The sequence below is a fragment of the Bacillus cereus group sp. MYBK195-1 genome (genome assembly GCF_051916605.1).
Taxonomy (GTDB): domain Bacteria; phylum Bacillota; class Bacilli; order Bacillales; family Bacillaceae_G; genus Bacillus_A; species Bacillus_A cereus.
The window spans coordinates 753,235-774,424 of the sequence record NZ_JBQAGZ010000001.1 but is presented as its reverse complement, the minus strand read 5'-3'; the positions used below and the strand labels follow the sequence as shown (position 1 = coordinate 774,424).

Here is a 21,190-nt window from a genome sequence, read left to right as displayed (position 1 = left end):
TATTTCATCACAAATTTAACACCTTGATTTTTCAAGTGCATTTTCCGAACATTTTTTGAACATTTATTTAATTTTTTTCTGAAAATTCTGTTTTATATGTGATATACTACAATTAACTAAGAAGGAAAATAATATCGCAAACAGAGGGGGATAATCATGAGCTTACTTATCGCACTTATACTTGGAGTTACATGTGGAGCATTTCCTGTTATTTTAGGAGCTATTATGGAAGAGTTAGAAATTGGTGTTTTAGGATTTGTCGCATCTTGTGTAAGCGCTTTATTATTTGGTTTATTCGGCGCTATTCCTGTTTCAATTCTGTGTGCTTTTTATATAATACGCCATGCTCGTACAAAACAATTTGGTCCTAATCACGTCGCACAAATTATCCCGTTCCCGGTTGAACGATGCCGCCGCGCGTCTAACTTATAATTATAAAAATTAAAGATAACTAAATAAATAAAAGTCCTCATTTGAGGACTTTTATTTACTTTCTTCTAGAAATTGAAACAATTCTTGTAGATGTAGGGCATCTTCACCATAGCTAACAGATACATGAAATATGCCGTCAATCTCAGCTTGCATATAAAGATCCACTCCATCACGATCATATTTCAATGCTAAATAAAACTCCATTTCTTCTAACATCTTTTTTGAGGTTCGAATTACATAATGCCCCTTCTCATCTCTACCATATTCAAATTCTGGTTCAAAATCATATTTTTGTTTAAAAGCTTCTTTTTGTCTTTCATTAATTTGCATACAAGTAGCTCGCTGTACAGTATCAATCATCTCATCAAACTTTTGAAGGTCCACCTCGTTTACCCCCTTATATATTTTTTATATAATACTTGTGTTCCACTATTTTCTTCGCCATCCTTAATTAACTCTTCATACAATTCTTTCGCCAAACTTAAGCCTGGGACTGGTAATTGTAATTTTTCTGCTTCCTCTAAAGCAATTTTCATATCTTTCATAAAATGCTTTACATAAAATCCTGGCTCAAAGTCTCCTTTTAACATTCGAGGAGCTAAATTACTTAATGACCAGCTACCTGCTGCCCCTGTTGAAATACTCTCTAACACTTTATCTGGATTCAGTCCAGCCTTCTTCGCGTAAGCAACAGCTTCACATACTCCAATCATATTGGAAGCAATGGCAATTTGATTGCACATTTTTGTATGTTGTCCACTCCCAGCTGGTCCTTGTAATTGAATGTTTGTTCCTAACTTTTCAAGTAAAGGTAAGCATCTATCATATATTTCTTTCTCTCCACCTACCATAATTGCGAGTTTTGCTTCTTTCGCGCCAACATCTCCTCCTGAGACAGGTGCATCTAACGTATATATTTTTTTGCTTTTTGCAACTTCATTAATACGTTTTGCTAAAGTAGGTGTAGATGTCGTAAAGTCAATTGCTATCGTACCTTCTTTTGCATGTTCTATAATTCCTTCTATACCAAAATACACTTCTTCTACATCATGTGGATATCCAACCATTGTCATTACAATATCAACTTGCTTCACTAACTCTTTTAGCGTATCACACCAATGTGCACCAGCTTGCACTAAAGAATCTGTTTTTGCTTTCGTTCTATTATATACATATACTTTATGACCATCTTGCATTAAGTGATAAACCATACTTTTTCCCATTACGCCAATACCAATGAAACCTATTGATACAGTTTTATGTTCCATTTTCTCATCCCCTTTGTTCTAATAAATCATTTACCATCTTTCGGAACTCTTTATTAAAGTCATCATCCATACTATTTTTCACATTTGAAAATAACATAACAAAAATTCCTTTTTCTTTATTAAAATTATTGAAAGTGTTCCAACCAGATAATACACCATGATTATGAAAATAATCTGGATATATATAAAAACTAAATGCATATTTCCGTTCTGCTGAAGGCGAAAACATTGCTTGTATACTTTGTTCAGAAAGAAGTTTTCCATTTATAATTGCTTCGTCTAACTTCTTCATATCTCCAACTGTCGTATACATCTCACCACAACCATATAGCCAATCCATGCCTAACTTTTGCGCTGGTACAAGCTCTTGATTTTTTTTCACATAACCCTTTGCAAAATTTTTATCTCCAGGTACCATATTTCCCATACCGGATTCATGCATATCTACTTTTAAAAATATGTTTTCTTTTATGTAATCTCCTAAAGGTTTTTTGGAGATATGTTCTATTATATAAGCAAGAACCATATAATTATAATCTGTATATCTCCAACCTGTTCCTGCAGGAAATTCTAAATTTTGACGTCCAATCCAATTAATTAACTGTAAACGGGAAGCAGCATTCACATTTCCTTTTGCATGTTCAGGTAAACCAGAGGTATGCGTTAATAAATGATATAGCGTAATATTTTTATTCTCCGGAAATGAAGGAATATATTTATTTACATTATCTTGAATATTCAATTTACCTTGTTCTTGCAACTGTAAAATAGATGTGGCAACAACTGTTTTCGTAATAGAACCGATACGATATTTTGTTTGAGGCGTATTTTCTATTTTATTTTGAACATCAGCATACCCATATCCTTTATTCAATATAACACGCTCTTTATCTGTTACCAAAACTGTTCCATTAAATTGCTTTCCGACTAAATATTGATCTAATTTTTGAGATATGCTAGCATAATCAATTTGTTGCTCTTCTTTTTCTTCTATATTCCCTTGTACTTCTGATTCAATAGTAGGATTCACTTTAGTTGTTAATACAGTGTTTTCCTTTATATTGGGGCTAACAAGAAAATAGTATACTCCGCCGCCAACTATAGCAGACAGTGAAGCCATCACCATTACTTTTTTTATCATATCGATCCTCCATAATTCCTTCGCTAAAAATTGTCCCCCCTATTCTATTATCAAACAATAAAAAAAAATCGCAACAATTTGTTGCGAAAAATTACATTTTTTCTTTTCTATACACACATACTTGATTCTTTCCATTTTTTTTCGCTTCATATAATGCAATGTCCGCTCGTTGCATTAATTCTTCTCTTGTAGTTCCTTGTTCATATAACGCAACTCCAAAGCTAGCTGTTAACTTCGAAATTCCAGTAAATTGCTTTGTTTCAATGAAGAATCGTAATGACTCCGCAACTTGAAATGCTTCCTTTTCTACTGTATTTGTCACTAATATAATGAATTCTTCTCCTCCCCATCTTGCAAATACATGTTGCTGCTCCACTTTAGATTTCATAAGCTCTGCAAGTTGTATTAATGCTAAATCGCCAAAATCATGACCATATGTGTCATTAACTGTTTTAAAATTATCTATATCAAATAAAATGATTGCTATTTTCTCATCACTACGTATTACCTTTTCCCATTCTACCTCTAGTATTTGTTGAAACTTTAAACGATTATAAATCTCTGTCAATGAATCTATCATAGCAAGTCTTTCTTGTTCTTGATAGGTTTCATCTAATTCTGTAATTTCCGTGCACTTTACAATAAATCTTGATAAATCTTCTGGCAATGGTGTCGCACGTAATAGAAAAGTAGATACTGCCCCTTCATAATTTAACATCTTAATTCTTCTACCACTAGATAAAGTATCGTCTAGCCATGTTATATCATGCGTCGTCGAGTAGTATCCATTTTCTCTAATAAAATGTTCAGCAAATACTAAATGTTGCTCACGATAGGCAAACAAATTTTCATATCCGAAAAAAGCTAAAAAATTTGTATTACAATCAACTATTTCATCATCTTCTACTATAAATAATAGATCATTTTGAAAATCAAACATCGTTTGAAGCAATTCCTGCTGCAAACTAACTTGCCTTACTAAAGAAAGTTGATACAAACTCTTATTCACTTCCTCTAACACTGCTTGCGGAGTTACAGGAGCTATTACAATATTACGTATTCCTAATGCAAGTACATCTGTGAATTCTTTTGTTATTTGTTGATCCCAAATGACAATGAATGTACTGTGCGGAGTATACATATTCTTTATATATTTTATTTGAGAATAATCTGTTACATACGTAATGATAATGTGTGGTTTCGTTCTTTGAAATAATAGTTCGCCCTCTTCAAAACTATTTGCTATAAACATACATTTTGGATGGATATTTTCTACCGTTTGTTGATGCTTACATCCATTTTCTATATAAAGGACATTTAACTGCAGATCTTGTAACACATTTTGGAAAACCGTATTCTCTAATAAAAAATGTAGTATGTTCATCACTAGTCTTCACTCACTTCATATATCTTGTTCTACTGAATTCCTCACAAATTTTTTTAAAAGACTGGTCTCCAATAAACTTTAATTTGTGAGAGACACATATTAACAAGCTAATTGAGAATGTTATCTTCGCTTTTCACTCTATAAATTCCTTTTTTAGTGTATGATTGTAGGAATTGTATCGTTTGTATGAATGCCCTAGCTAATTTTTAAAACTTGACAATTAAAATAAAGATATTATATTCTTAAATTCGATAACTTACAAAATGTAAGTAGTGTATATTATTTTTTTGAAAATAATTCGATATACAATTTGGAGGATATACAATGACAAACGACAACTTTTTTGATGTTCTATATGAACGCACATCTACACGTGCATTCAACCCAAATAAAGAAATCTCATCTACAGAATTACATGAGATTTTAAAAGCCGCAGCACAAGCACCTTCCGCTTGGAACTTACAACACTGGAAATTCCTTGTTTTTCAAGGTGAAGATGTACAAAAACGATTACACCCAATAGCTTATAACCAACAACAAATTCTTGATGCTTCTGCAGTAGTCGCTATTTTAGGCGATTTAGAAGCTTATAAAAATGTTGAGCCGGTATATGGTCCAATTGTAGAACAAGGATTTATGAAAGAAGAAGCAAAAGAACGCTTAGCTAAAAATATTGAATCTGCATATGCTCGTGAACAATTCCCAAGAGATGCTGCCTTTTCAAATGCATCTTTAGCAGCAATGCAACTTATGCTTGCAGCTAAAGCAACTGGTTGGGATACTTGTGCTATTGGTGGCTTCAATCCACAAGCACTGACAGACGAATTTAACGTTTCATCTCGTTACGTTCCAATTATGCTTATTACAATTGGTGAATCAACTTTAAAAGGCCACCCTGCACCTCGCATGAGCGTAGAGCAAGTGAGTGAGTGGGCAAAATAATAAAAAACGAAGGTAACTACGTTGCCTTCGTTTTTTATTTCCTGTCATACTTTTGTAATATTACTACAAATCATTCGACATTTATACTTATGGAAAAGTATATTCTATTCCCTCCTCATAAATAAACGTGACGTTTCGTGTCGAATTTTGTTAAGGTGTTGAAATATACCCGTGTATTTTTGTTACAATTGTGATACAATGATAACAAATAGATAACAAGAGAGGGATTTTCATTGAGTTCATACGGAAGCTTTATCGCACTTTTATGTTACATAGTAACTGTACTGCTTCTATATTTTATTGGTGATGCCGCAAACATCTCCATTTTACAATTTCCAAAAGAAGAAGCATTCCAATTAGAATCAGAAAAACATACTGCACGATCCATTGTGCCACTACTCCTAGCTCTTCCTGTATATATCATCGTTTTATATAAAAGTAAAAAAGTGTAAAGGCTACCCATTTCATTTATTTCGGTGGTTTTTACATTTTTTTGTTATATTCCCCCTATTTTAAACATCATTCCATACTAAACACCCAGCTAGTCATTTAAAATGAGAAAATCCCCTAGAAAAAATTCCACTCTCTGTCCAGTCACTAACTACCGAACTTACATAGATTATAAGTGTGAAGGGGGTGATGAGGATTATGTTTGGATCATTTGGATGCTGTGATAACTTTAGAGACTGTCATCATCGTGAAAGAGAGTGTGACCATCGCGAACATCGCGAACATCGCGAGAAAGAGAGAGAAGTAGTTAGACCACAACAACCAGCTGTATGTAACGTACTTGCTAGCATTTCAGTTGGAACAGAGCTTTCTCTTTTAAGCATTAGAGGTAATGGCACTTTCAATAATGTAATTTTTGAAGGTTTCGCTAACGGTGTTGCTCTTTTCTCTGCTTTAGCTCGTAATAACAAAGATAACAAAGATAACAATAAAGACGATAAGAACAATCAAAATCGAAATACTTTTACTGGTATTTTACGTGTATGCCCAACTGATATCGTTGCAATCGCTATCTAATTCTGTCTCTTATCCTCGATAGTAAGCAAATAAGATTTACTTTTCTCATAGAAAAAACCTGAGACCGATTTCAAATCGGCTCAGGTTTTTTTATTGTTTATATGCTTTTAACTAGTTCAACAACTTCTTCAGCAGTTGACATCATTAATGCTTTTTCTGCTAATGTTTCCATTTCTGCTTTTGACAACTTGCTTAGCTGTGTTCTTGCAGGAAGAATAGATGTTGCACTCATACTGAACTCATCTAAACCTAATCCTAATAATAATGGGATAGCAAGTGAATCGCCCGCCATCTCACCACACATACCAGCCCATTTGCCTTCTTTATGAGCAGCATCGATAACCATTTTTACAAGACGTAAAATAGATGGGTTATATGGTTGGTATAAGTAAGATACTTGTTCGTTCATACGGTCTGCAGCCATTGTGTATTGGATTAAATCATTTGTTCCGATAGAGAAGAAGTCAACTTCTTTCGCGAATTGATCTGCTAATACTGCTGAAGCTGGGATTTCAACCATCATACCAACTTCAATAGAATCAGAAACAGTTGTACCCGCTTCTACAAGTTTCGCTTTCTCTTCTAATAAAATCGCTTTTGCTTGACGGAACTCATCAAGAGTTGCAATCATTGGGAACATAATTTTTAAGTTACCGTATACGCTAGCACGAAGTAATGCACGAAGTTGTGTACGGAACACATCTTGCTCATCAAGACATAAGCGAATTGCACGGTATCCTAAGAATGGGTTCATTTCTTTTGGTAAATGTAAGTATGGAAGCTCTTTATCTCCACCGATGTCAAGTGTACGAACAACGACTGGTTGACCTTCTTTTACACCTTCAAGAACTGCTTTATACGCTTCGAACTGCTCTTCTTCTGTTGGAAGATTGTCACGGCCCATGTATAAGAATTCTGTACGGTATAAGCCAACGCCTTCTCCGCCATTATCGATAATACCTTGTACATCATTTGGTGTTCCGATATTTGCAACAAGCTCAACGTGATGTCCGTCACTTGTTACAGTAGCTTGGTCTTTTAATTTAGCCCATTCAGCTTTTTGCTCTTCAAATTTCGCTTTCTTTTCTTCAAACGAACGAAGAGTTTCTTCTGATGGATTTACAATTACTTCTCCATCTAAACCGTCAATGATAACGATATCGCCGTTTTGGATTTTCTCCATAACAACTTTCGTACCAACAACAGCTGGAATTTCCATAGAACGAGCCATAATTGCAGAGTGAGATGTACGTCCACCGATATCAGTAGTGAAACCTTTTGCATACTTACGGTTTAACTGAGCTGTATCAGATGGTGTTAAATCTTCAGCAATGATGATTACCTCTTCAGAAATTGTACCAGGATTTGAGAAGTTAATTCCTAGTAAATGTGCAAGAACGCGTTTTGTTACGTCACGAATGTCCGCAGCACGTTCTTTCATATATTCGTTATCCATGTTTTCAAACATAGAAATAAACATTGATGCAACTTCATTCATTGCAAATTCAGCATTTACTTTTTCGCTATTTACTTTATCTTTTACTGGGTTTACTAGTTCTGGATCATTTAACACTAATAAATGTGCTTCAAAGATCGCAGCTTTGTCAGCACCTAGTTCAGCAAATGCGTGGTCCTTAATAGCTTCTAATTCAGTTTTTGCTTTCTCAAGCGCAGCGTCTAAGCGTGCAATTTCTGCAGCTTCGTTTGTAATTGATTTCTTTTCGATGTTAAATTCAGGATTTTCAAGTCTGAAAGCCTTTGCAATAGCAATCCCACTTGATGCAGCGATCCCTTGAATGTTAAGAGTCATTATTCTCCTAATCCTTCGTTTTTCATAGTTTCTTCGATAGCTGCTAGTGCTTGAGCTGCATCATCACCATTTGCAGTGATTTTAATTTCTGCGTTTTGTTGAATGCCTAAAGACATAACGCCCATGATTGATTTTAAGTTAACGTTCTTTCCGTTATACTCTAAGTTAATGTCAGAACCGAATTTGCTTGCAGTGTTTACAAGTAGAGTTGCTGGACGAGCATGAATTCCTGAGTCGCTAGTTACTTTAAAGATTTTTTCCATGATAATTTATCTCCTTTAAATTACAGTATTTTTTAGTTGTATAGACGTGAGTACTACACCATCTATTGTATATAATAGGCGATGTTCGGTCAACCACATCGCCTATTATAATTATAAACATTTTGCGTCAAATTCCTACTGAATGTCAATAATAGCGGTTTCGCCCTTCTTAACATTTCCATCTTTTTTCAATTCGACTTGTTGCCCTTGTTGTAAGTTTGTAAAGACAATTGGTGTAATGATAGATGGTGCATTTTCTTTTACAAATGCAAGATCTACTTTTAATAATGGTTGGCCTTGTTTCACCTTGTCGCCTTGTGCTACAAGCGCTTCAAAACCTTCACCATTTAATTTTACAGTATCAATACCGAAGTGGATTAAAATTTCTTTTCCGCCTTCAGATTGAATGCCAATCGCATGTTTTGTAGGGAATACATTGACAATCTCACCGTTCACTGGAGAAACTACTGTTCCTTCAGTTGGTTCAATTGCAAATCCGTCTCCCATCATTTTTCCTGAGAATACTTGGTCAGGTACTTCTGTAATTGGTAAGATTTTCCCTTCGATTGGTGATACAATTGTTTCATTTTCATCAACTTTTTGAGGAGTTTCTTCCACTTTTACAGGTTCTTCTTTTTCAACATGAGGTGTACGACCTGACATAATATCATGAATTTGTGATTTTAATGTGTCAGACTTCGGCCCGAAAATAGCTTGAATGTTATTTCCAACTTCAAGTACACCAGCTGCTCCAAGTTCTTTTAAGCGGTCTTTGTTTACATTCTTTTGTTCGTTAACTTGAACACGTAAACGAGTAATACAAGCATCTAAAGAAGCAATGTTTTCTTTACCACCAAGTGCTACTAATACTTCACGAGGAAGTTCGCCTGCTTCTGCTTTTCCTGCGCCGTCATTTGCATTTGCCACTTCACGACCAGGTGTTTTTAGATTCCATTTGCGAATTGCAAAGCGGAATCCGAAGTAGTAAATAACTGCTAGTACAAGACCAACAATAATTACCCACCACCATGCTGTACGGCCTGGTAATACACCGAATAATAGGAAGTCAATTAAACCACCAGAGAATGTCATACCAATTTTAACACCTAAAATTTGCATTGTCATAAATGATAGACCAGCAAATACAGCGTGAATTCCGAATAATACTGGCGCTACGAATAAGAATGAAAATTCAAGTGGCTCTGTAATACCTGTTAAGAAAGATGTTAATGCTGCAGAACCTAAAATACCTGCTGCTAATTTTTTATTTTCTGGACGTGCTTCATGGTACATTGCTAAAGCTGCTGCTGGAAGACCAAACATCATGAACGGATACTTACCAGTTGTAAATGTACCTGCTGTTAATTCTACACCGTCTTTTAACTGTGCCATAAAGATTTTTTGGTCACCACGGATTAATTCGCCAGCTGCATTTGTATACTGACCGAATTCGAACCAGAACGGTGAATAGAAAATGTGATGTAATCCAAATGGAATTAATGAACGTTCAATTAAACCGAATATAAATGCTGCGATTGTTCTATTTGCATCAATCATTTGATGTGAGAACGTGTTTAAGCCACCTTGAATGTATGGCCAAATGAAGCACATGATAATACCTACTATTAAAGAAAATGTTGCAGTTGCGATCGGTACGAAGCGCTTACCTGCAAAGAAACCTAAGTATGATGGTAATTCAATATTGAAGTATTTATTATAGCAATATGCCGCTACTATACCGACGATAATACCACCAAATACTCCTGTTTGTAGCGTTGGAATACCTAATACGTTTGCATACGCTGGATCTGCAAATCCAATTTTTACTGGGTCTGCTCCAGAACTTGTTACTTTCACTAGCTTATCTACTTCTAAGAACACACTCATCGTTTTGTTCATAATTAAGTAGCCGACGAATGCTGCTAAACCAGCTACTCCGTCTCCACCAGCTAAACCAATTGCTACCCCAACTGCGAATAATAATGCAAGGTTAGCGAAAATAATATCACCAGATTGTTCCATAATTTTTGCAACCATTACGAACCAATCTGCTTTTAAAGCAGGAATAACATTTGTTAACTGTGGATTTTGAAATGCATTACCAAATCCAAGTAAAATACCTGCCGCCGGTAAAATCGCTACTGGAAGCATTAACGCTTTTCCGACTTTTTGAAGAACACCAAAGATCTTCTTAAACATGGAAACCCTTCCTCTCTTATCTATATTGATACCTTCCGACAAACGCCAAAAAGACATGAGGAAAAAAAGATAGAACGATAGCTATACAAAGGGTAGTATATCCCTTTCTCTAGCTTACATTCCTTACTTTTCTCCACTCATGCCTGATCGAATCAGTAACACGTGTCAAAAATAGGTTTACGTATAAGTTCACTATAATTAAGGCAAACGTTTTCGTTACTCACCTTAATGTGTTTGTCGAAATTTGTATAACTTTGCAATAGTTATTATACATAACTATTGTAAGCGATTCAATCATTTTTTTTAACGTTTTCATTTTAGACAAAAATATATGACTTTTTACACATGCTCTGCCTTCACTAAGCGTTGCAAGTGCATCGTTAAATAAATACTTTCAGCTTCATATACAGGTAGTTGCAACTCTTTTTGCATGACCTTAACTAGCTTCCAAGCCAAGTTATAGCAAACTGGATACTCCGCCTTTAATAAATCAGCAAAACTTTGCGATTCTTCTACTTTTTCTCCTTTTTTCACCCTCTCAATAGCATATTGAAGATGACGAATAAGGCGTAAATAATGAATGCTCTCTTGGTCTAATGTAATTTGTAAGTTTGTCTCAATTAAAGATACAAGTTGTGCAATGAGACGGGAGTTTTGATTAACTGAAGATAAATCAGAATTTGTAAGCGAACTGTAAATGTGAAGTGCAATAAAACCAATTTCTCCTTCTGGCAATGTAATTTGCAAACGAGAATTTAAAAGTTGTACAACACCTTCCGCAATTTCATATTCCTCTGGATAGAGCATTTTTGTTTCAACTAAAAAAGGGTTATCAATTGTAAGTCCTTGTTTTAACCTTTTAATCGCAAATGAAATATGATCCGTTAACGCAATATGAATATGTTCATTTAGTGGAGATTTCGCTTTTCCTTGAATGTACAGCATAATATCGTTCATCAATTCAATCAATTTTTCACTAATATGCGGCACTAATAATTTATATTGTTCACGATCACGTTCATTTTTTAAGACAAACATTTTTTCGATTTGTTCTTGCTCCAATACATCTTTCGCTTTTTTCCCAAATCCAATTCCTTTTCCAATCACTACTACTTCCTCATGTTCAGGATGGCTAGCAATGATGACATTATTATTTAAAACTTTTTTAATTTCTAGATAATTATTCATATAACACCACCCTCGTACTTAAATAGCCTACTTTCATGTTACAGAATATTCTTCTTTGTCGTCAATGTAAAACATCTGCCATTTAATAAAAATTCATTTTTTAGACATGTTTATATATGATGCGTATAATGTAAGAGCAACTGTACATAGAAAGGAGATAACAGCATGATTAAAATGTTTGTAAGTGATATCGATGGTACAATGATGCAACACGGAGGTCTTATTGATGAACAAGATGTTGCGGCACTACGCAGCCTTGCCGAACAAAATGTTATTCTTTGCTTCGCTTCCGGAAGACTTGATAATGAAATTGCAGACTTAATGAAAGCTGTAAATACAAATTTTCATCGCATTAGTGTAAATGGTGTTTTTGTATATACACATGAAAATAAACAACTATTATCTGCAACTTTTGATTCCAGCATACTTCCCGATTTGTTAGCTATGACGAATGAAGATCCTTATTTCCGTTATGTAAGTGATGAGCATAATTATTACATTGAAGAGAAAACACCTTTTATTCAAGAACTTGAACAACAAGTAACTATGACTTCTGTTGAAGAACCAAACTTACTACAGAAGATTGATGATACAATTTTCCCAAATAAAATTTCTGTCGGTGGAACAAAGGAGAACTTACAACTCCTTCAGAAAAAAATTGATGAAAAATTCCACGGGAAAGTTAGTACTTTCATCTCAGCAGAACAATGTTTAGATGTAATGCCACCGAATGTTAGTAAAGGCTCTGCCATTTCTGTTTTATTAAATGAGTTTCAAATAAAACCTGAGGAAATTGCTTGTATAGGGGATTCTTACAATGATATTCCTATGTTTTCTTTAACTCCTCACAGTTTTGCTATGTCACAAGCAGATGATGCAGTAAAAAATCACGCTCACTATGTAGTAAATCACGTCAAAGATGCTGTTAACCACGTAATTGCTCATAATAAAAATACGACTCATTCCTTATAAGGATGAGTCGTATTTTTATTTCTTTACATGTTAACCATTTTCAATTCCACTGTACTTCACAAACTGAAATATACTATTTGTTACGTGCGATATTCGTAATAAATTTATAACGATCTCCACGATAAATACATTTCACGTACTCTAGCGGTACCTCACCTTCTGAATATGACCATTGACGCATTACAAGTACAGGCGCCTTTTTAGGAATATGCAGATGTTCAGCTTCATTTTCCGTCGCAACGGAAGCTTCAATTGACTGAGTAGCGCTAACAAGTTTAAAGCCCAGTTTTTTCTCTAAATGTTCATATAAAGATTGTTGCAATATCTCTTCGTTAATATCTTTTACAAGAGCTGGCGACAAATATGTCGTCTCAAAAGCAATCGGTTCATCATCAGCTAAGCGAATACGCCTCACTTCATAAACCGATTCCCCCTCCTGTATTCTCAACCGGTCTGCTATTTTCGCAGTAGCTGGAACTAGGCGGAAACTAAGTAATTGACTACTTGGGTTCATCCCACGAGAAATCATGTCTTCTGTGAATCCTGTCATTCCTTGCAATTTTTGTTCCACTTTCGGAAGTTGGACAAATGTTCCAATTCCACGCTTCCGATATAAATAGCCTTGTTCCACTAAATTATTAATCGCCTGTCTGATTGTCATTCGACTCACTTCGAACTTATCACAAAGTTCATTCTCAGATGGGATTTTATCTCCCGGCTTCCATTCGCCGTCCTCAATTAGCTGTTTCACCCACTCTTGAATCTGATAATAGATCGGAAATGGTGAATACTTGTCGATGTTCATCAGCAATCGCCTCACTGCATAAAGATAGAGCTTCTTGATCAGCGATTACGGTTACATTCGGATGACGTTGTAAAACTGTAGCCGGACACTCTTCACTATATTCACCTTGCAATAATTCTTTAACAGCTTCTGCCTTTTTAGAACCCATAGCAACTAGTAGAACTTGTTTCGCTTTCATAATGCTTCCAATTCCCATTGTAATCGCATGAGTTGGCACATCTTCTTCTTTTTCGAAGAAGCGAAGGTTTGCTTGGCGTGTAGATTCTGTTAATTCAACAATGTTTGTTGGAGAATTAAACGGTGTTCCTGGCTCATTAAATCCGATGTGACCGTTTTCACCGATTCCAAGAATCTGTAGGTCAACTGGGTTAGCAGCTAGAATGCTCTCGTAACGTTTGCACTCTTCCTCTAAATCACTTGCCATCCCGTTTGGTACATAAGTTTGTTTAAATGGAAGATGATCAAACAACTGTTCTTGCATGAAATAATGATAGCTGTTTTTATCTTCATGTGGTAAATTTACGTACTCATCTAAGTTTACAGTGGTTACACGGCTTGTATCAAGTTTATTTTTTCGCATTTCTGCATAAATACCTAATGGAGAGCTTCCTGTAGCCATTCCTAACGTTGGATTTTCTTTTGTTTTTACAACTTCTTCAATTAATTTATAACCTGCTTCTGCTAGTTCTTCTGGAGTTTTTACAACAAGAATATTCATTTAATTACTTCCCTTCCTTCATATGAATTCCTAAACGAACCGTATCATATACATGTAAATCTTCATTCATCACAACAAAGTCTGCATCTTTTCCTACCGCTAATGCACCTTTATTATTTAATCCAAACTCTTCTGCTTGGTTAACTGATGTCATCAGTACTGCATCTTCGATTGAACAACCTGTAAATTCAATTACATTTCGGAAAGCTTGATCCATTTTTAAAATACTACCAGCTAACGTTCCATCTTCTAATCGAGCACTACCATCTTTTACATGTACTGGCTGTCCGCCAAGCTCATATAATCCATCTTCAAGACCCTTTGCACGCATTGCGTCAGTGATAACACTTACTTTTTTTGGTCCTTTTAACTTATATGCTAATTTCACCATATCAGGGTGAATATGAATGCCATCTGTAATTACTTCAACCATTACATCTGGATTTAATAACACATGACCAACAACTCCTGGTTCACGGTGATGTAATCCACGCATTTGATTGTATAAATGTGTCGCATGTGTAATCTTTCTATTTTTTAGTTGCGCATCAATTGCATCTGTATGCCCCATTGTGCCAACTACACCAGTTTCAGCAAGATATTGTTCAAACTCTAACGCTCCCTCTTCTTCTGGTGCATATGTTACTAATTTAATTAAATTCCCACTTGCTTCTTGCCATTGTTTAAATTGCTCAATATTTGCAGGAACGATATGTTCAAGTGGTTGTGCACCTGCACGTTTCTTTGAAACATAAGGTCCTTCTAAGTGAATATATTCGAAATGCGCTCCTTTTTCTTTTGCTTCTTTTGCAGCAGTTAACGCTGCTTCAATTGCCTCTGGAGCTTGTGTCATTGTTGTTGGGAAGTAAGTTGTAACCCCTTCTTTTAACATTTCTTTACCTAGAGTTACTAACCCATCGCTATTTGCATCCATCGCATCAATATCGTATCCACCATGAATATGAACATCGATCATACCTGGAATTACAATCTTCCCTGTAGCATCAAAAACAGTTTCATTTTCTTGTGGTACATATTGAGCCATCAAACCAATTTCTTTAATGGTTTCTGCGTAACGAATAAATCCGTTTTCCACTATTTCTTGACCTGTGTAAATTTTGGCATTGATGACAATTTGCGTTTTCATTTTCATCGATCCTTTCCCATGAATTACCTACTTGTTATTATTACCTTATTCGCCTAGTTCCATCTTAATATACGCACGAGTAGTTGTCTATACATTCTAATGAAATTTCCTTTTTATTCAACAGAAAAGGAAATTTCTTACGTCTCTTATAATTATAATATATATTATTCATTTTTCCAAAAAGGGACAGTATCGCCCCCTAATCTAGAAATCACTTCAATAATGGCATTAACCCGCTAGACTCTAACATAATATGTTCACCATCTGTTTCCATTTCTACTGTACGTTTATTCGTTCTATATACCATTATACCGTGCCTTTTTAAGCGTTTCACTACACTTTGGTGAGGATGTCCATACGGATTACTACTCCCGTACGACAAAATAGCAAACTGCGGTTCCACTTTTTTTATAAACGTTTCACTTGTTGAAGTATATGAGCCGTGATGCCCCACTTTTAACACATCTGCATGGACATCAAATTGTTTTAATATTTCATGTTCTGTCCGTACATCCGCGTCACCCATTAATAAAAAATCCGCTTTTCCATATCGCACCTTTAAAACAATTGAGGATTCATTATTTTCATCTTTTGATTTCCCGTTGTTTAATACTTGTATAGAAACATGTGGATCCAGCGGTATATATTGTCCTTCCTTTACTGAAACGAAAGGTATCCCTCTTTTTTTAATATTATTCCGATACGTATGATAAGTAAGAGAACTATATGTTTTTCCGCTATCTAATATAAGCGATACCGGCATTTGCTCTACAATTGGAATTAACCCCCCTATGTGATCCATATCGGGATGCGTACTGACAATTACATCTAAATGATTAATCCCTTTCTCAATTAATTTCTGAATAATAACCTCTCCTGCTTCATAAGGTCCTCCATCAATTAACATTGTTTGTCCATTTGGCATTATAATAAGTGTTGCGTCACCTTGCCCCACTTTTAAAAAGCTCACTTTCATTTTACTAAGATGTTGCCGATGCATATGTAAAGGAGACGTAGTATGAATGGACATCATATACCTTTTAGCTGATGCGCTATTTAAAGAAAAACATAATAAAACAGAAACTAATAATAAAATAATCCGCATACCTCTCATAACTCGTCTCCTTTTTTCATTTAGTATGGCACTGTAAATAATTGATATACAAAAAAAGCTTAGCAAAATGCTAAGCTTTTATTTCGATATCTCTTGTAAGGAACCGAAGAATAAATCTGCTTCATTCATTTGTTCATTCTCTTCAGAAAGCAGTGGTAAATCATCTAATGTTTTCAATCCAAATGTGTCCAAAAATTCTTTTGTTGTTCCGTATAAAATAGGACGCCCTGGTCCTTCTGCTCTTCCCATTTCTTTTATAAGTAAATGTGAAACCAACGTTTGTAACGCCTTATCAGTTTTAACTCCTCTAATCTCTTCCATTTCAGTCCTTGTGATTGGTTGGCGATATGCAACAATCGCTAAAGTTTCGAGGGCAGCTTGTGAGAGTGAAGCAGCTGTTGGTGTATCTATTAATTTTTGATAATATGAAGCATGCTCTTTCTTTGTAGCAAAACGATATACTTTTGCATACTGTACAATTTGCAAACCACGGTTTGCACCTTCACATTCTTGTTGCATTTCTTCTAAAATATTAATTACTTCATTCATTTCAATTTCAAGAACTTTTGCTATTTGTTCTGGATAAATCCCTTCATCACCAGAAACAAATAAAAGGCCTTCAATAATTGACTTTTGTTCTTTCCTATCCATTTCACGAGCTCCTTCCTTCTATTTTCCCATAAAAATACACATCAAAAAACCGAATCACAATTAATGCGTTCGGTTCAATATTTTTTCTCTTGTTCCAAACGATACATTAAAACATAGCATGAGATAAAATGTTTCTATCCCATTTTCACATACTTGCTCTATGCAGATTTATTAGAGCTTGATACGAAAATTTCATCAAAATTATGTTCTTGCTCAATTATGATTTGTTGATTTTTCATAAGTTCCAGAACTGCTAAAAATGTTACAACCATTATTTCACGTTCATCATCAACAAACAAATCATAAAAACTTTGGCGACCACCCTTTATTTTTAACTGCTTTAAAATATCAGTCATTCGCTGTTCAATTGGTATTTCTTGACGAGTAATACGTGTTGTTACAGGTTTTTTTGCCTTTTTACGGCGCATTAATTTTTGAAATGCTGCTAGCATATCATATAACGTAACATCAAGAGGTAAGCTTGTCTCCTCTTCTTGTTGCAACGATGTAAAGTCAATTGGTGGACGTGTATATAGCTGTGCTCTTTCTTGTTCTCTTTCTTTTAACTCAGTAGCAACTTGCTTATATTTCTTATATTCAATTAACCTCTCCATCAATTCTTGACGAGGATCATCTATAAAATCATCACCGTTATCAAGTACATCTTCTTCATGTTTCGGCAACAACATCTTACTTTTAATTTGTAATAACGTTGCAGCCATTACTAAATACTCACTTGCAACATCTAATTGAAGTTCTTTCATCGTATGCACATAAGATAAATATTGCTCTGTAATATCTGCTACAGGAATATTATATATATCAATTTCATAACGATGTATTAAATGTAACAATAGATCTAACGGCCCTTCAAAAGCCTCTACTTTAAAATTATATTGCACAAAGCATCCCACCACATTTTTTCTATAACAACATAAGTATAGAGCATACTCATGTTCTATCCAACCTTTTTAAGAAATTTAATTAAAAATAGACCGATGCCTATGCCATCATGCCCACCACTTCATATGATAACAGTGTAGTAAGAACAATGTAGGAGGTCAAAAAACTATGGGTCACGTTGATTGTGGTTTTAGCGGTGGGTTCGCATTACTTGTTGTACTGTTTATTTTACTAATTATTGTAGGAGCAGCTTGCTTCTGCTAATATGAACAATAACGGCTAGGGGGAAACCTCCTAGTCGTTTATTGTTCATATTTCTATGATACACTTATATGTATAACCGTTAGATAGGAGCGAGAAAACATGTATCCTACCGAATACATACAATTTTTAATTCATTTCCATGGAGATTATGATTATTTTGAATGCCACGAAATACTAGAAGAGTATTGGAAAACAAAACCAAGAGGTAATCGTGATCATTACTTAGTTGGTCTCATTCAAATTGCAGTTTCTTTATACCACCAAAGACGTGCTAATTGGAATGGTTCTACAAAAATGATGAAAAGCGCAATCACAATTTTAGAAAAAAGCGGTGTGCCTTTACAACGTTTAGGAATTAATCAAGTACAACTTCTTTCCTTGCTCAATGAAAGATTGCAATCTATCCATAAAAAAGAACGTTTTGTACCTTTATTTTTACCCTTATCAGATTCATTGTTAGAGAAGCAGTGCATAGAGTTATGTCAAAAACAAAACCTCTCTTGGAAAGACTTGAAAGCTATCCCAGGTGAATATATTATAAACAAGCACACTTTGCGTGATCGCACAGAGGTCATTACTGAACGAAACGAACAATTACAAAAAAGAAAGCAGAGATAATAAACTACTTATCTCTGCTTTCACGAATGTATATTTTGTTCTAGCCCTTTACATTTTTCGCAAAAACTTGCCGTTTGCTCATTTCCGCAAATTGTAAACTCAAGAAATTTACTCTTTAACTCTTGAACCATCTTCGTCCCAATCCCCACATGACGGTGAGACGGGTTCACACTCAAATGCTGAATTTCTAATACTTGATTCTCTTTTTTTACAATCCCCATTATTCCAACAAAATCTTCATTTTCTTTCCACAAATACAATTGCCAATCATCTTTTGCTTCATATTCTTTCATTGTCAATTGTAATGTTTTCACATCTTTTTCAGTTGGCATAAACGAAAGAAGCCCCATTGCAATTTTTTCATAACTTTTTTTAAAACGAATTAACATAACCCTTATCCCTTCTTACAAAAGTTACAAACTAGTAATCCCCTCAATCACTCTTTTCATATCACATTCATTTTACAATATTTTCAACAGAGTGAGAAGAGTCTAAAACAACTTGATAATCATACAAAGCGAAAAGAAGAAAGTCAAATCTATGTTTCAGCACTATTCCTTTAATAAATAGAGTTAAAAAAAGAAAATTTTATATGCAATGGAAAGAAACATATCATTCAACAGCACTTCATTCATAGTTACCCTAAAGCAGCACAATTCTAGCAAAATTAATATAACAAAAAATATTTATTGAAACATATAATGTAATGTATTCTATGTAATTGGTTAAAGGTTTGTTCTTACAAGCAATATATTTTAGCAACAATACTACTTGTATGATGAGCTGTAGAAGAAGTACTCAATCTCATTAAAAATAAAAAAGAGAGCAAAAGCTCTCTTTTTCCTTACCTTATTCTTCCCAAACTTTAACTTCTTTCATTACATCGCCTTGACGCATTTTTAATACTGTTTCAATACCGCTTGTTGCTTTACCAAATACAGTATGAACACCATCTAAATGCGGCTGTGGCTCATGAACGATAAAGAATTGGCTACCGCCTGTGTTACGGCCAGCGTGAGCCATAGAAAGTGAGCCTACAAGGTGTCTATGAGGGTTTCCATCAGTTTCACATGGAATAGAGTAACCTGGGCCACCTGCACCTGTACCTGTTGGGTCTCCACCTTGGCTTACGAAGCCAGGAATAACACGGTGGAATGTCACACCATCATAAAATCCTTGCTCTGCTAATTTTTTAAAGTTTTCTACTGTTTTCGGTGCTTCTTCTGGGAAAAATTCCAAGTCGATTTTTTCACCGTTTTCCATTAATATGTATCCTAAAGTTTTCATACGTATATGTCTCCTTTCAATTATCTCAGCACTATATTACCACATTCATGACTAGAAACAAAAAGAATCCGACAATCTAGATACTTCTTTTTTGAAATGTGGAAAAAGCTAGGTGACAAATAAGAAATATATACTATAATAACTTTGTTGCCCGAAAATTTTAGAAAGAGAAAGGGAGCGATTTTTCGTGAAAACGAAATTATTAGCTCTGCTATTAGCTGTAACGGTATTTATGATGCCAACAGCTTCATTTGCAGACATCATCGAGGGAGAATCAATTGTTACATTAGGAGAGAACTTATCCGAACAACAAAAACAAGATCTGTTAAAAGAAATGAAAGCACCAAAAGATGCTACAATTATCACTGTATCTAATGCGGAAGAACATAAATTTCTAGAAGGCATTGTTCCAAAAGCACAAATTGGTACGAGAGCAATTTCTTCTTCTATGATTACATACACAAAACCAGGATCTGGTCTTATTGTACGATCAAAGAACATTAACTGGGTAACAGATGCAATGTACACTAACGCTTTGATTACAGCAGGTGTAAAAGATGCAGAAATTCAAATTACTGCACCTTTTAAAGTTTCAGGAACTGCAGCTTTAACTGGATTAATGAAAGCATACGAAACTGCATCCAATAAACAAATTCCTGAAGAAGTTAAAAAAGTAGCGAATGAAGAAATGGTACAAACAGCCCAGCTTGGTGATAAAATTGGTGAAGAAAAAGCAGTTCAACTTGTTGCAAAAATTAAAGAAGAAATTGCAAAAGAACAGCCAAAAACAACAGAAGATTTACGTTCATTAATTAAAAAAATTGCTGATCAACTCGGCATTACATTAACAGATGAACAGTTAGATAACTTAGTATCGTTATTTGATAAAATGAAGAATCTTAATATCGATTGGAATCAAGTTGGTAGTCAATTAAACAAAGCAAAAGAACATGTTTCTGCCTTTTTAGGATCTGAAGAAGGGCAAAGTTTTCTAGATAAAGTGAAAGATTTCTTCTCAAGTATCATTGATTTTGTTAAATCTTTATTCAAGTAAA

At 34.7% G+C, this 21,190-nt stretch carries 24 protein-coding genes; 8 read left to right on the top strand and 16 right to left on the bottom strand.

The features are described from left to right. Positions 1–156: 156 nt before the first annotated feature. On the top strand, positions 157–432 hold the full coding sequence (locus tag ACTFRY_RS04265; protein WP_000054660.1) for a hypothetical protein: 276 nt from the start codon (positions 157–159) through the stop codon (positions 430–432). Positions 433–483: 51 nt separating this feature from the next. On the opposite strand, the gene ACTFRY_RS04260 is transcribed toward ACTFRY_RS04265, so the two are convergent. From ACTFRY_RS04260 to ACTFRY_RS04245, 4 genes are all read right to left on the bottom strand, one after another. Beyond that, positions 484–816, bottom strand: coding sequence for a DUF3909 family protein (locus ACTFRY_RS04260; RefSeq protein WP_000365623.1), 333 nt, complete (start codon positions 814–816; stop codon positions 484–486). Between the two features lie 5 nt (positions 817–821). Beyond that, complete coding sequence (locus ACTFRY_RS04255) at positions 822–1,700, bottom strand: NAD(P)-dependent oxidoreductase (protein ID WP_098616203.1); 879 nt, start codon at positions 1,698–1,700, stop codon at positions 822–824. Between the two features lie 4 nt (positions 1,701–1,704). Beyond that, a complete protein-coding gene (locus ACTFRY_RS04250) occupies positions 1,705–2,841 on the bottom strand; it encodes a serine hydrolase (protein WP_061663480.1) in 1,137 nt (378 codons plus the stop codon). Between the two features lie 91 nt (positions 2,842–2,932). Then, positions 2,933–4,225, bottom strand: coding sequence for a GGDEF domain-containing protein (locus ACTFRY_RS04245; protein ID WP_001023191.1), 1,293 nt, complete (start codon positions 4,223–4,225; stop codon positions 2,933–2,935). A 327-nt stretch (positions 4,226–4,552) separates the two neighbouring features. Between ACTFRY_RS04245 and ACTFRY_RS04240 the strand changes: the two genes are divergently transcribed. The 3 genes from ACTFRY_RS04240 (at position 4,553) to ACTFRY_RS04230 (ending at position 6,196) form a co-directional block, all read left to right on the top strand. Beyond that, entirely contained in the window at positions 4,553–5,170 is a 618-nt protein-coding gene (locus tag ACTFRY_RS04240; protein WP_000180372.1) for a nitroreductase family protein, read from the top strand. Positions 5,171–5,403: 233 nt separating this feature from the next. Further along, positions 5,404–5,622 (top strand): hypothetical protein, encoded by a 219-nt coding sequence (locus ACTFRY_RS04235; protein WP_000100485.1) that lies wholly within the window; start codon positions 5,404–5,406, stop codon positions 5,620–5,622. 196 nt (positions 5,623–5,818) lie between these two features. Beyond that, on the top strand, positions 5,819–6,196 hold the full coding sequence (locus ACTFRY_RS04230; RefSeq protein WP_087948577.1) for a DUF3915 domain-containing protein: 378 nt from the start codon (positions 5,819–5,821) through the stop codon (positions 6,194–6,196). Positions 6,197–6,293: 97 nt separating this feature from the next. Here ACTFRY_RS04230 and ptsP read toward each other — a convergent pair whose 3' ends face one another. The 4 genes from ptsP to glcT all read right to left on the bottom strand — a co-directional run bounded on the left by ptsP (position 6,294) and on the right by glcT (position 11,656). After that, complete coding sequence (gene ptsP, locus ACTFRY_RS04225; protein WP_098616202.1) at positions 6,294–8,006, bottom strand: phosphoenolpyruvate--protein phosphotransferase; 1,713 nt, start codon at positions 8,004–8,006, stop codon at positions 6,294–6,296. Then, the gene (gene ptsH / locus ACTFRY_RS04220) at positions 8,006–8,269 is read right to left on the bottom strand and encodes a phosphocarrier protein HPr (RefSeq protein ID WP_000411080.1); all 264 of its coding nucleotides are present in this window, start codon (positions 8,267–8,269) and stop codon (positions 8,006–8,008) included. Before ptsH ends, ptsP begins: the two co-directional genes overlap by 1 nt. 135 nt (positions 8,270–8,404) lie before the next feature. Beyond that, positions 8,405–10,468 (bottom strand): PTS glucose transporter subunit IIABC, encoded by a 2,064-nt coding sequence (ptsG, locus tag ACTFRY_RS04215; protein ID WP_000473174.1) that lies wholly within the window; start codon positions 10,466–10,468, stop codon positions 8,405–8,407. A 339-nt stretch (positions 10,469–10,807) separates the two neighbouring features. Beyond that, the gene (gene glcT / locus ACTFRY_RS04210) at positions 10,808–11,656 is read right to left on the bottom strand and encodes a glucose PTS transporter transcription antiterminator GlcT (protein WP_061663479.1); all 849 of its coding nucleotides are present in this window, start codon (positions 11,654–11,656) and stop codon (positions 10,808–10,810) included. A gap of 165 nt (positions 11,657–11,821) precedes the next feature. On the opposite strand from glcT, the gene ACTFRY_RS04205 reads away from it, so the two are divergent. Beyond that, on the top strand, positions 11,822–12,628 hold the full coding sequence (locus tag ACTFRY_RS04205) for a Cof-type HAD-IIB family hydrolase (protein WP_000594241.1): 807 nt from the start codon (positions 11,822–11,824) through the stop codon (positions 12,626–12,628). Positions 12,629–12,701: 73 nt separating this feature from the next. Here ACTFRY_RS04205 and phnF read toward each other — a convergent pair whose 3' ends face one another. The 6 genes from phnF to scpA form a co-directional block, all read right to left on the bottom strand. Beyond that, positions 12,702–13,433 carry a phosphonate metabolism transcriptional regulator PhnF gene (phnF, locus tag ACTFRY_RS04200; RefSeq protein ID WP_021727649.1) on the bottom strand — a complete coding sequence of 244 codons (732 nt, stop codon included), beginning with the start codon at positions 13,431–13,433 and terminating at the stop codon, positions 12,702–12,704. Continuing rightward, positions 13,363–14,151: a glucosamine-6-phosphate deaminase gene (gene nagB / locus ACTFRY_RS04195; protein ID WP_001024210.1), complete on the bottom strand. Its 789-nt coding sequence runs from the start codon at positions 14,149–14,151 to the stop codon at positions 13,363–13,365. Before nagB ends, phnF begins: the two co-directional genes overlap by 71 nt. A 4-nt stretch (positions 14,152–14,155) precedes the next feature. Continuing rightward, complete coding sequence (nagA, locus tag ACTFRY_RS04190; protein WP_001987227.1) at positions 14,156–15,298, bottom strand: N-acetylglucosamine-6-phosphate deacetylase; 1,143 nt, start codon at positions 15,296–15,298, stop codon at positions 14,156–14,158. A gap of 211 nt (positions 15,299–15,509) precedes the next feature. Then, positions 15,510–16,412, bottom strand: a complete 903-nt coding sequence (locus ACTFRY_RS04185) for a ComEC/Rec2 family competence protein (RefSeq protein WP_001214829.1) — start codon at positions 16,410–16,412, stop codon at positions 15,510–15,512. A gap of 78 nt (positions 16,413–16,490) precedes the next feature. Next, positions 16,491–17,063, bottom strand: coding sequence for a segregation/condensation protein ScpB (gene scpB, locus ACTFRY_RS04180; RefSeq protein WP_000375170.1), 573 nt, complete (start codon positions 17,061–17,063; stop codon positions 16,491–16,493). A gap of 158 nt (positions 17,064–17,221) precedes the next feature. Next, on the bottom strand, positions 17,222–17,965 hold the full coding sequence (gene scpA, locus ACTFRY_RS04175) for a segregation/condensation protein A (protein ID WP_001199753.1): 744 nt from the start codon (positions 17,963–17,965) through the stop codon (positions 17,222–17,224). 169 nt (positions 17,966–18,134) lie between these two features. On the opposite strand from scpA, the gene ACTFRY_RS04170 reads away from it, so the two are divergent. Together ACTFRY_RS04170 and ACTFRY_RS04165 are read left to right on the top strand one after the other, a co-directional pair. Then, positions 18,135–18,230, top strand: coding sequence for a YjcZ family sporulation protein (locus tag ACTFRY_RS04170; RefSeq protein WP_000510194.1), 96 nt, complete (start codon positions 18,135–18,137; stop codon positions 18,228–18,230). A 99-nt stretch (positions 18,231–18,329) separates the two neighbouring features. Next, positions 18,330–18,848, top strand: coding sequence for a DUF309 domain-containing protein (locus tag ACTFRY_RS04165; protein ID WP_098616201.1), 519 nt, complete (start codon positions 18,330–18,332; stop codon positions 18,846–18,848). 20 nt (positions 18,849–18,868) lie between these two features. Here the strand turns inward: ACTFRY_RS04165 and ribT are convergent, their stop codons facing one another. Together ribT and ACTFRY_RS04155 are read right to left on the bottom strand one after the other, a co-directional pair. After that, positions 18,869–19,237, bottom strand: coding sequence for a GNAT family N-acetyltransferase RibT (gene ribT / locus ACTFRY_RS04160; RefSeq protein ID WP_000908401.1), 369 nt, complete (start codon positions 19,235–19,237; stop codon positions 18,869–18,871). A gap of 460 nt (positions 19,238–19,697) precedes the next feature. Then, a complete protein-coding gene (locus tag ACTFRY_RS04155) occupies positions 19,698–20,135 on the bottom strand; it encodes a peptidylprolyl isomerase (RefSeq protein WP_000853782.1) in 438 nt (145 codons plus the stop codon). A gap of 187 nt (positions 20,136–20,322) precedes the next feature. Between ACTFRY_RS04155 and ACTFRY_RS04150 the strand changes: the two genes are divergently transcribed. Then, on the top strand, positions 20,323–21,189 hold the full coding sequence (locus ACTFRY_RS04150; protein WP_000850515.1) for a DUF1002 domain-containing protein: 867 nt from the start codon (positions 20,323–20,325) through the stop codon (positions 21,187–21,189). Position 21,190 lies beyond the last annotated feature (1 nt).

Excerpts from the sequence above, each read along its gene's own strand:
- ACTFRY_RS04170 (WP_000510194.1), top strand. The coding sequence starts at position 18,135 with ATGGGTCACGTTGATTGTGGTTTTAGCGGTGGGTTCGCATTACTTGTT.
- phnF (WP_021727649.1), bottom strand. The coding sequence starts at position 13,433 with ATGAACATCGACAAGTATTCACCATTTCCGATCTATTATCAGATTCAA.
- ACTFRY_RS04250 (WP_061663480.1), bottom strand. The coding sequence starts at position 2,841 with ATGATAAAAAAAGTAATGGTGATGGCTTCACTGTCTGCTATAGTTGGC.
- scpB (WP_000375170.1), bottom strand. The coding sequence starts at position 17,063 with ATGGATAGGAAAGAACAAAAGTCAATTATTGAAGGCCTTTTATTTGTT.
- ACTFRY_RS04255 (WP_098616203.1), bottom strand. The coding sequence starts at position 1,700 with ATGGAACATAAAACTGTATCAATAGGTTTCATTGGTATTGGCGTAATG.
- ACTFRY_RS04265 (WP_000054660.1), top strand. The coding sequence starts at position 157 with ATGAGCTTACTTATCGCACTTATACTTGGAGTTACATGTGGAGCATTT.
- ACTFRY_RS04205 (WP_000594241.1), top strand. The coding sequence starts at position 11,822 with ATGATTAAAATGTTTGTAAGTGATATCGATGGTACAATGATGCAACAC.
- ptsG (WP_000473174.1), bottom strand. The coding sequence starts at position 10,468 with ATGTTTAAGAAGATCTTTGGTGTTCTTCAAAAAGTCGGAAAAGCGTTA.
- ACTFRY_RS04230 (WP_087948577.1), top strand. The coding sequence starts at position 5,819 with ATGTTTGGATCATTTGGATGCTGTGATAACTTTAGAGACTGTCATCAT.
- ribT (WP_000908401.1), bottom strand. The coding sequence starts at position 19,237 with ATGTTAATTCGTTTTAAAAAAAGTTATGAAAAAATTGCAATGGGGCTT.
- ACTFRY_RS04245 (WP_001023191.1), bottom strand. The coding sequence starts at position 4,225 with ATGAACATACTACATTTTTTATTAGAGAATACGGTTTTCCAAAATGTG.
- nagA (WP_001987227.1), bottom strand. The coding sequence starts at position 15,298 with ATGAAAACGCAAATTGTCATCAATGCCAAAATTTACACAGGTCAAGAA.
- ACTFRY_RS04240 (WP_000180372.1), top strand. The coding sequence starts at position 4,553 with ATGACAAACGACAACTTTTTTGATGTTCTATATGAACGCACATCTACA.
- nagB (WP_001024210.1), bottom strand. The coding sequence starts at position 14,151 with ATGAATATTCTTGTTGTAAAAACTCCAGAAGAACTAGCAGAAGCAGGT.
- ptsH (WP_000411080.1), bottom strand. The coding sequence starts at position 8,269 with ATGGAAAAAATCTTTAAAGTAACTAGCGACTCAGGAATTCATGCTCGT.
- ACTFRY_RS04165 (WP_098616201.1), top strand. The coding sequence starts at position 18,330 with ATGTATCCTACCGAATACATACAATTTTTAATTCATTTCCATGGAGAT.
- ACTFRY_RS04155 (WP_000853782.1), bottom strand. The coding sequence starts at position 20,135 with ATGAAAACTTTAGGATACATATTAATGGAAAACGGTGAAAAAATCGAC.
- ACTFRY_RS04185 (WP_001214829.1), bottom strand. The coding sequence starts at position 16,412 with ATGAGAGGTATGCGGATTATTTTATTATTAGTTTCTGTTTTATTATGT.
- glcT (WP_061663479.1), bottom strand. The coding sequence starts at position 11,656 with ATGAATAATTATCTAGAAATTAAAAAAGTTTTAAATAATAATGTCATC.
- ptsP (WP_098616202.1), bottom strand. The coding sequence starts at position 8,006 with ATGACTCTTAACATTCAAGGGATCGCTGCATCAAGTGGGATTGCTATT.